Source organism: Brachybacterium sp. GCM10030252 (assembly GCF_042666535.1).
Taxonomy (GTDB): Bacteria; Actinomycetota; Actinomycetes; order Actinomycetales; family Dermabacteraceae; genus Brachybacterium.
The window spans coordinates 361,760-367,993 of record NZ_JBHTDM010000003.1 but is presented as its reverse complement, the minus strand read 5'-3'; the positions used below and the strand labels follow the sequence as shown (position 1 = coordinate 367,993).

Below are 6,234 nucleotides of genomic sequence, written 5' to 3'. Positions count from 1 at the left end.
TCCTCGGTATAGCCGGGGCTGATCGACACGGGCTTCTCCTCTCCTGACGCGGCTACACCGCGGCTACGCCTCCATGACTCACAGCCAGCCTGACGGCAGGGGTCACCTACACCTTTTTGCCACACCGTCCCGGCCACGGGCCCCGGTCATAGACGTGCACCCCCGGTCCTGCGGTCCCGGTCCCGGCCACGGGCCCCGGTCATGGACGTGCACCCCCGGTCCTGCGGTCCCGGTCCCGGCCCTGGTTCTGTAGTCCCGGCCCCGGCCGAGCGGCCCTGGTACCGGCCATGCGGCCCGGGCCGGACCAGCACTATCGGTGAAGGGCACCACCGAGGTCGGCGATCGACGTCGCCGCCGCCTCGACGGCGTCCTCGAGCCAGTCGGGCATCTCGCGGGCGATGAAGGGGCGCGTGATCCCGTAGGGCGCGAGCCGGGTGGCGACCATCAGGAGCTCGCGGCGCTGCGGGGTCGGCTCCGGGTACAACCGCTCTGCCAACCGCTCGAGCGCCTGGTCCACGTCGTCGTTGAGGTGGGCGACCTCCCCGTGCAGCGACGCCGGTCCGGTCTCGAGCAGGCGCCGGGTGCTGAACAGGAGCATCGCGCGAGCGTCCGCGGGATGGCGTCGGCAGAAGGCGGGGATGTGCCGGGCGGAGGCGATCACGGCCTCTCGCGGGTCCGGGCGCGCGGCGGCCTCGAGCAGGCCGACATGGAAGCGCCGGATGGAGCGGATCCACAGCTGGCCCAGCAGCTCCTCGCGCGAGGCGAAGCGGTGATAGATCGATCCGCTGGGCCCCTGGATCTCTCGGGCGACGTCAGCGATGGTCACCGTGGGGCCGACGTCGAGCAGGGCACGGGCGGCCCCGTCGAGCACGTCGTCCTCGGTAAAGCGGGCGGGTCTCGCCATGGGACGGGATCCTAGCTAGGTTTCAGATCATGCGTTCTGGAATCCGCTCTCTATTAAGGGTGGGGGCCACCGGCAGGCCCCCTCCCCGCTGGGCACGCGCGGCAGGTTGGGCGTGCCTGCTGCTGCCGCTGCCCTCCGTCCTCTGGCGGCTCGCCATGCTGGCCGGCGTCGACGTCGGCTTCGCCGATGCGGAGCTGTTCCGCGGTCAGCCCGGGCCCACGATGTACGTGCTGGGCCTGAACGCCGTCGAGCTCGTCGTCGGCGGGCTGTGCCTGGGGCTGATCATGCCCTGGGGCGAACGGCTCCCCCGGCGGGTTCCCGGCCTGGGCGGGCGTGCCATCCCCCGCGCGGTGCCGCTCGCGATCGGAGGCGCCGGGAACGTGGCCATGTACGCCATCTTCGGGTCGCTGCTGGCCTCGTTCGTCGGCAGCTGGACCGGCGCCACCAAGGCGTGGACGCCGGACCGGGGCATGGACGGTGCGGAGCGCGCCGTGCTGGCCGTCTGCTACGTGCCGTTCATGCTGTGGCCGGTCGCCATCACGCTCGCGCTGGTCGGGTACGGAATGAGACGTCGAGCCTGAGGACGCGACTCAGAGCTTGGTGATCGGGGCGTAGCGCAGCAGCAGGCGCTTCTTCCCGTTCGGCGGCTTGAACTGCACCTCGACCTGGGTTTTCTCGCCCTGACCGGCGACCTCGGTGACCGTCCCCATCCCGAAGGAGTCGTGGGTGACGCGGTCCCCGGCCGCGAGCTGCGGCATCGCCGAGGCAGGGGTGGGCGCACGTCCGGATCCGAGGCTGGGGCGACTGACGTCCCGCCGGCCGCCGCCGAGGCCGCCGCTGAACGAGGGACCTCGCTGGCCGCCGCCGTAGCCGCCCGTCCCATAGCCCCCGGACGAGCCCTGGCCGAAGCCGGCCCCGCTGAGGGTGGAACCGGCGCGGGCGACGTCGAGCACCTCCTCGGGGATCTCGTCGAGGAATCGGCTGGCGGGCATGAACTGGGTCTGGCCCCACATGGCGCGCATCTGGGCGCGGGTGAGGTAGAGCTTCTCGCGGGCACGGGTGATGCCCACGTAGGCCAGGCGCCGCTCCTCCTCCAGCTCCTGGGGGTCGCCGAGGGTGCGGTTGTGGGGGAACGTGCCGTCCTCCATGCCGGTGAGGAAGACGACCGGGAACTCCAGTCCCTTGGCGGTGTGGAGCGTCATGAGGGTGACGAACTGGTCCTCGGCGCCAAGGATCTGGTCGGCGTCGGCGACCAGGGACACCTTCTCCAGGAAGCGATCCAGGAGGGAGGCGTCCGGATCCTCGGGGGCCGCCAGCGCCGCGTCCGGAGCGACATCCGCTCCGGTGACGTCCTCGCCGGCGACATCCGGGACGGCGTCGTCCGAGGCGGCGCCCTCGGGTGCGGCGGTCCCCTCAGTCTCGTCCGCCTCATCCTCCTCGAACTCGCTGGCGGCGGCATCGGCCGCTTCCGTCTGCGCCTCGAACTCGGCGGCGACGCTGATCAGCTCCGCGAGGTTCTCGAGCCGGGACTCGTCCTGCGGATCCTCGCTGCCCTGCAGCTCGGCGTAGTACCCCGAGCGCTGCAGGATCGCTTCGATCAGCTCGGCCGGGCCGTCCCCGCGCCGAGCCATCTCCTGGAGGTCCTCGAGCATCGCGACGAAGCTGCGTACCGCGTTCAACGAGCGCGTCGCGATCCCGGGGGCCTCGTCGGCGCGGCGCAGCGCTTCGCCGAAACTGATCCGTTCGCGCTCGGCGAGCATCGCGATCGCGGCCTCGGCGCGGTCACCGATGCCGCGCTTGGGCACGTTGAGGATGCGACGGAGGTTGATCTCGTCGGCCGGGTTGGCCAGGACCTGCAGGTAGGCGACCGCATCCTTGATCTCACGGCGCTCGTAGAAGCGGGTGCCGCCGATGACGCGGTAGGGCAGGCCCACGCGGATCAGCTGGTCCTCCAGCGCGCGGGACTGCGCGTTGGCGCGGTAGAAGATCGCGATGTCCCCGGCGGAGCGGCCATCGTCGACCAGGGCATCGATCTGGCGCCCTATGTACCGGGCCTCGGCCTGCTCGTCGTCGGCGACGTACAGAGTGATCTGGTCACCGTCGCCCTGGTCGGTCCACAGGTTCTTCTTGCGCCGGCCCTCATTGCCCTCGATCAGCGCGTTCGCCGCCGAGAGGATGCGCTGGGTGGAGCGGTAGTTCTGCTCGAGCACGATGGTGCGCGCCGAGGGGAAGTCCTGCTCGAACTCGACGATGTTGCGGATCGTGGCGCCGCGGAACGCGTAGATGGACTGGTCGGAGTCGCCGACCACGGTGAGATCCGCTCGGGGATCCTCCCCCACGAGTTCGCGCACCAGGGCGTACTGGGCGGTGTTGGTGTCCTGGTACTCATCGACCAGCAGGTGCCGGAAGCGGCGCCGGTACCCCTCGCGGATCGCCGGGTTCTCCCGCAGCATCGTCACCGTCAGACCGATGAGGTCGTCGAAGTCGACGGCGTTGGCCTGGCGCAGCCGCTCGGTGTAGTTCGTGTAGATCCGCGCCAGCGTCTTCTCGAAGGGGTTCTTCGCGGTCTCGGCCTGGTCGGCGAAGTCGATCGGGTCGGTGAGGTCGTTCTTCAGCGAGGAAATGCGCGAGGCCAGCATGCGCGGCGCGTGCTTCTTGGTGTCCAGCTCCAGATCCTTGGCGATCGTCGTGATCAGCCGCAGGGAGTCGGCGCTGTCGTAGATGGTGAACGAGCTCTTCAGGCCGGCGGCCTGGGCGTCGCGGCGCAGGATCCGCACGCAGGCGCTGTGGAACGTGGAGACCCACATGCTGCGGGCCGCGGAGCCGACGAGCTCGCCGACGCGTTCGCGCATCTCGGCGGCGGCCTTGTTGGTGAAGGTGATGGCGAGGATCTCCCCCGGCATCGCCTCGCCGGTGCGCAGCAGGTGGGCGATGCGCCGGGTGAGGACGCGGGTCTTGCCGGAGCCCGCACCGGCGACGATCAGCAGAGGGCTGCCCCGGTGCTCGACGGCCTCGCGCTGGGCGGGGTTGAGGTCATCGGTGAGCTCACCCAGGAGCGTGGCGTCCGGGCCGCCCCACGGGGCGCCGCGACGGATGTGGTCGAGGCTGTCACGGTCCGCGGGGTGGGGAGCCTGGTCGTGGTGGGCCGGAGGCTGCGGCACGGCGGCCTGAGGTGGTTCCTCGTCGTGGGGCGGCTCATCGAACGGGGGCTCCTCCGGCGGCGGCTCCTCCAGAGGGGGCGCATCCAGCGCTACCTCCGCGAGCCCTCGCGAGTCCGGGACGGGATCCGCTGCCGGTGCGCCGTCGATGCCGCTGACCACCGGCGCGCCGGCGTCGCCGGCCCCTGTGCGCTCGCCTGCTGTCCCTGCGCGCTCACCGGCGGCCGCGGGATCCGGGCTCGCCGGCGCCACCCGCACACCGTCCAGACGGCGGAAGGAGTCGGGCAGGGAGAGGTCGTCGAAAAGTGAACTCATGGGGACACCAGGATAGGCGCGGGGGCCGACGGTCAGCACGTGGCACGGCCCTGGTGTGGACGACGGCACGCTGCGCGCCGATCCGACGCCGAGGCCCGAGACCGTGGCAGGGCCGACGAGCAGTGACCACAGAGGCCGGGTACCGGACGGACCGGGACCAACCGGCCGGGACCAGCCGGCCCGGACCGACCGGGTCTCAGACGAAGACGGCGATGACGATGTTGGCGATGATCGCGGTGGGGATGCCGAACCAGATCACCGACGGGGTCTGCTCGCGGCGGTTGGCGGCCACGTAGGCGAACGCCGTCGCCACTGCCGCGACCAGGAACTTGATGCCGAGCTTCATGGAGTTCGCGTCGCCGGTGAGCGGGACCAGGACCATCAGCACCAGACCGAGCACGAGCGCCCCGGCGGCGGCATGGGACATGCCGGGATTGGGGACGCGGGTGCGGGCGGCGGCGACCCAGGTACCCAGGGCCACGGCCCAGCAGATCATGTGGAGGACGACGAGCAGAGAGATCAGGACGGACATGGTGCCACGATACGTCGGCTTCCTCACCGGTTCCTCCAGGCCACATGCGAGAATCACCGCATGATCACCCCTGGCTCCACCCCTCGCGGTGAACCGTCCCCCGGTGATCCCGGCGATGGGGCCGCCCCGGGCCGGGGTCGCGCCGGCGACCCCGAGCTCACCGGGGATCCCGAGACGACCGGCGGCCCGGCCGCCTGGCTCTCCGGAGATCTGGATCTCGAGCACCCGCCGCGCCTGGGTGGCCGGCGGATCGCTGCGGCGCTCGCATCGCTGTTGCTGGTCCTGGCACTGCTGGGATGGGGCCTGCCGCTGGTGACCGGGGCCGGCTGGGCCCAGATCGGGCGACGTTTCGCCGAGATGCCCATCTGGTCGGTGCCGCTGATGGTGGTGCTCGGGGCGGTGGCCCTGGCCCTGGAGTCCGCCACGGTGCGCACCGCCTTCCGTGGTTCCCGGTACCGCGACGCCGTGCAGGGCCATGCCGCCTCCCAGGCGGTGGGGATGGCCGTGCCGGGCGGGTCGATGATCGGCACCGTCCTGCTGGGCTACCTGATGCGGCGTTCCGGTCTGGGCATGCAGGCGATCATCACCGGCGTGATCGCGGCGTCGCTGGTCGACATGGCCCTGACGTCGGCGGGGATCCCGCTGCTCGGCCTGGTGGCCTATGCCCTCACGCCCCTGGTCGGCCCAGAGGCCCCGGACCTGCCTGGTGGACTGTGGGCCGCACTCGCTGCTGTCGCGGGCGGGCTGGTCACGCTGTGCCTGGCCGCCCTGCTCATGCGCCGCAGCGTTCTGGCCTCCGTGGTCGCGCAGGCATCCCAGGTGCTCCCGGTGGCCGACCCGGAAGCGATCCTGCGCCAGCGCGATGCGCTCGTGGCCCTGCTGCGCACGCGCGCCGCGGGCCTGCTCGGGCCGACGGTCCTCGCCCGGGCGGTGCAGTGGCTGGCGCTGCTGGTGGCGATCCGGGCGCTCGGCATCGAGGTCCCGCTGCTGGTGACGCTCGCGATCTTCGCCCTGGGACGCGTGCTGGCGCTGGTTCCGCTCACCCCGGGCGGGACGGGGATCGCCGAGACCGTCGGTGCGGCGGCGCTGGTCGCGCTCGGGACGGCCGGCGATGCGGCGGCGACCGCCATGCTGCTCCTGGCGGTGGCGACGTTCGTGGTGCCATGCCTGGCGGGCGGGGTCGCGGCGGCGATGGCCATGACGCGGGCTCCGGCCCGCAGGCGCTGAGCGCCGCAAGCACTGAGAGCCGCAAGAACCGCAAGCGCTGAGAGCCGCAGGCGCTGGGGCCGACCTCAGTCCTCCGCCCGCTCTCACCTTCTTCTCGC

At 71.9% G+C, this 6,234-nt stretch carries 5 protein-coding genes; 2 read left to right on the top strand and 3 right to left on the bottom strand.

Annotation, left to right across the window (positions count from 1 at the left end; genetic code table 11):
- Window positions 1-310: 310 nt before the first annotated feature.
- Entirely contained in the window at window positions 311-904 is a 594-nt protein-coding gene (locus tag ACFQRJ_RS01695; RefSeq protein ID WP_377016367.1) for a TetR/AcrR family transcriptional regulator, read from the bottom strand.
- Between the two features lie 29 nt (window positions 905-933).
- On the opposite strand from ACFQRJ_RS01695, the gene ACFQRJ_RS01690 reads away from it, so the two are divergent.
- Window positions 934-1,485, top strand: a complete 552-nt coding sequence (locus tag ACFQRJ_RS01690) for a hypothetical protein (RefSeq protein WP_377016365.1) — start codon at window positions 934-936, stop codon at window positions 1,483-1,485.
- Between the two features lie 9 nt (window positions 1,486-1,494).
- Here the strand turns inward: ACFQRJ_RS01690 and ACFQRJ_RS01685 are convergent, their stop codons facing one another.
- The gene (locus ACFQRJ_RS01685; RefSeq protein WP_377016362.1) at window positions 1,495-4,377 is read right to left on the bottom strand and encodes a UvrD-helicase domain-containing protein; all 2,883 of its coding nucleotides are present in this window, start codon (window positions 4,375-4,377) and stop codon (window positions 1,495-1,497) included.
- A gap of 196 nt (window positions 4,378-4,573) precedes the next feature.
- Window positions 4,574-4,909: a hypothetical protein gene (locus ACFQRJ_RS01680; RefSeq protein WP_377016360.1), complete on the bottom strand. Its 336-nt coding sequence runs from the start codon at window positions 4,907-4,909 to the stop codon at window positions 4,574-4,576.
- A 60-nt stretch (window positions 4,910-4,969) separates the two neighbouring features.
- Between ACFQRJ_RS01680 and ACFQRJ_RS01675 the strand changes: the two genes are divergently transcribed.
- Window positions 4,970-6,136, top strand: coding sequence for a YbhN family protein (locus tag ACFQRJ_RS01675; RefSeq protein ID WP_377016358.1), 1,167 nt, complete (start codon window positions 4,970-4,972; stop codon window positions 6,134-6,136).
- Window positions 6,137-6,234: the final 98 nt, after the last annotated feature.

Coding starts and splice junctions, on each gene's coding strand:
- ACFQRJ_RS01695 (WP_377016367.1), bottom strand. CDS start 904: ATGGCGAGACCCGCCCGCTTTACCGAGGACGACGTGCTCGACGGGGCC.
- ACFQRJ_RS01690 (WP_377016365.1), top strand. CDS start 934: ATGCGTTCTGGAATCCGCTCTCTATTAAGGGTGGGGGCCACCGGCAGG.
- ACFQRJ_RS01685 (WP_377016362.1), bottom strand. CDS start 4,377: ATGAGTTCACTTTTCGACGACCTCTCCCTGCCCGACTCCTTCCGCCGT.
- ACFQRJ_RS01680 (WP_377016360.1), bottom strand. CDS start 4,909: ATGTCCGTCCTGATCTCTCTGCTCGTCGTCCTCCACATGATCTGCTGG.
- ACFQRJ_RS01675 (WP_377016358.1), top strand. CDS start 4,970: ATGATCACCCCTGGCTCCACCCCTCGCGGTGAACCGTCCCCCGGTGAT.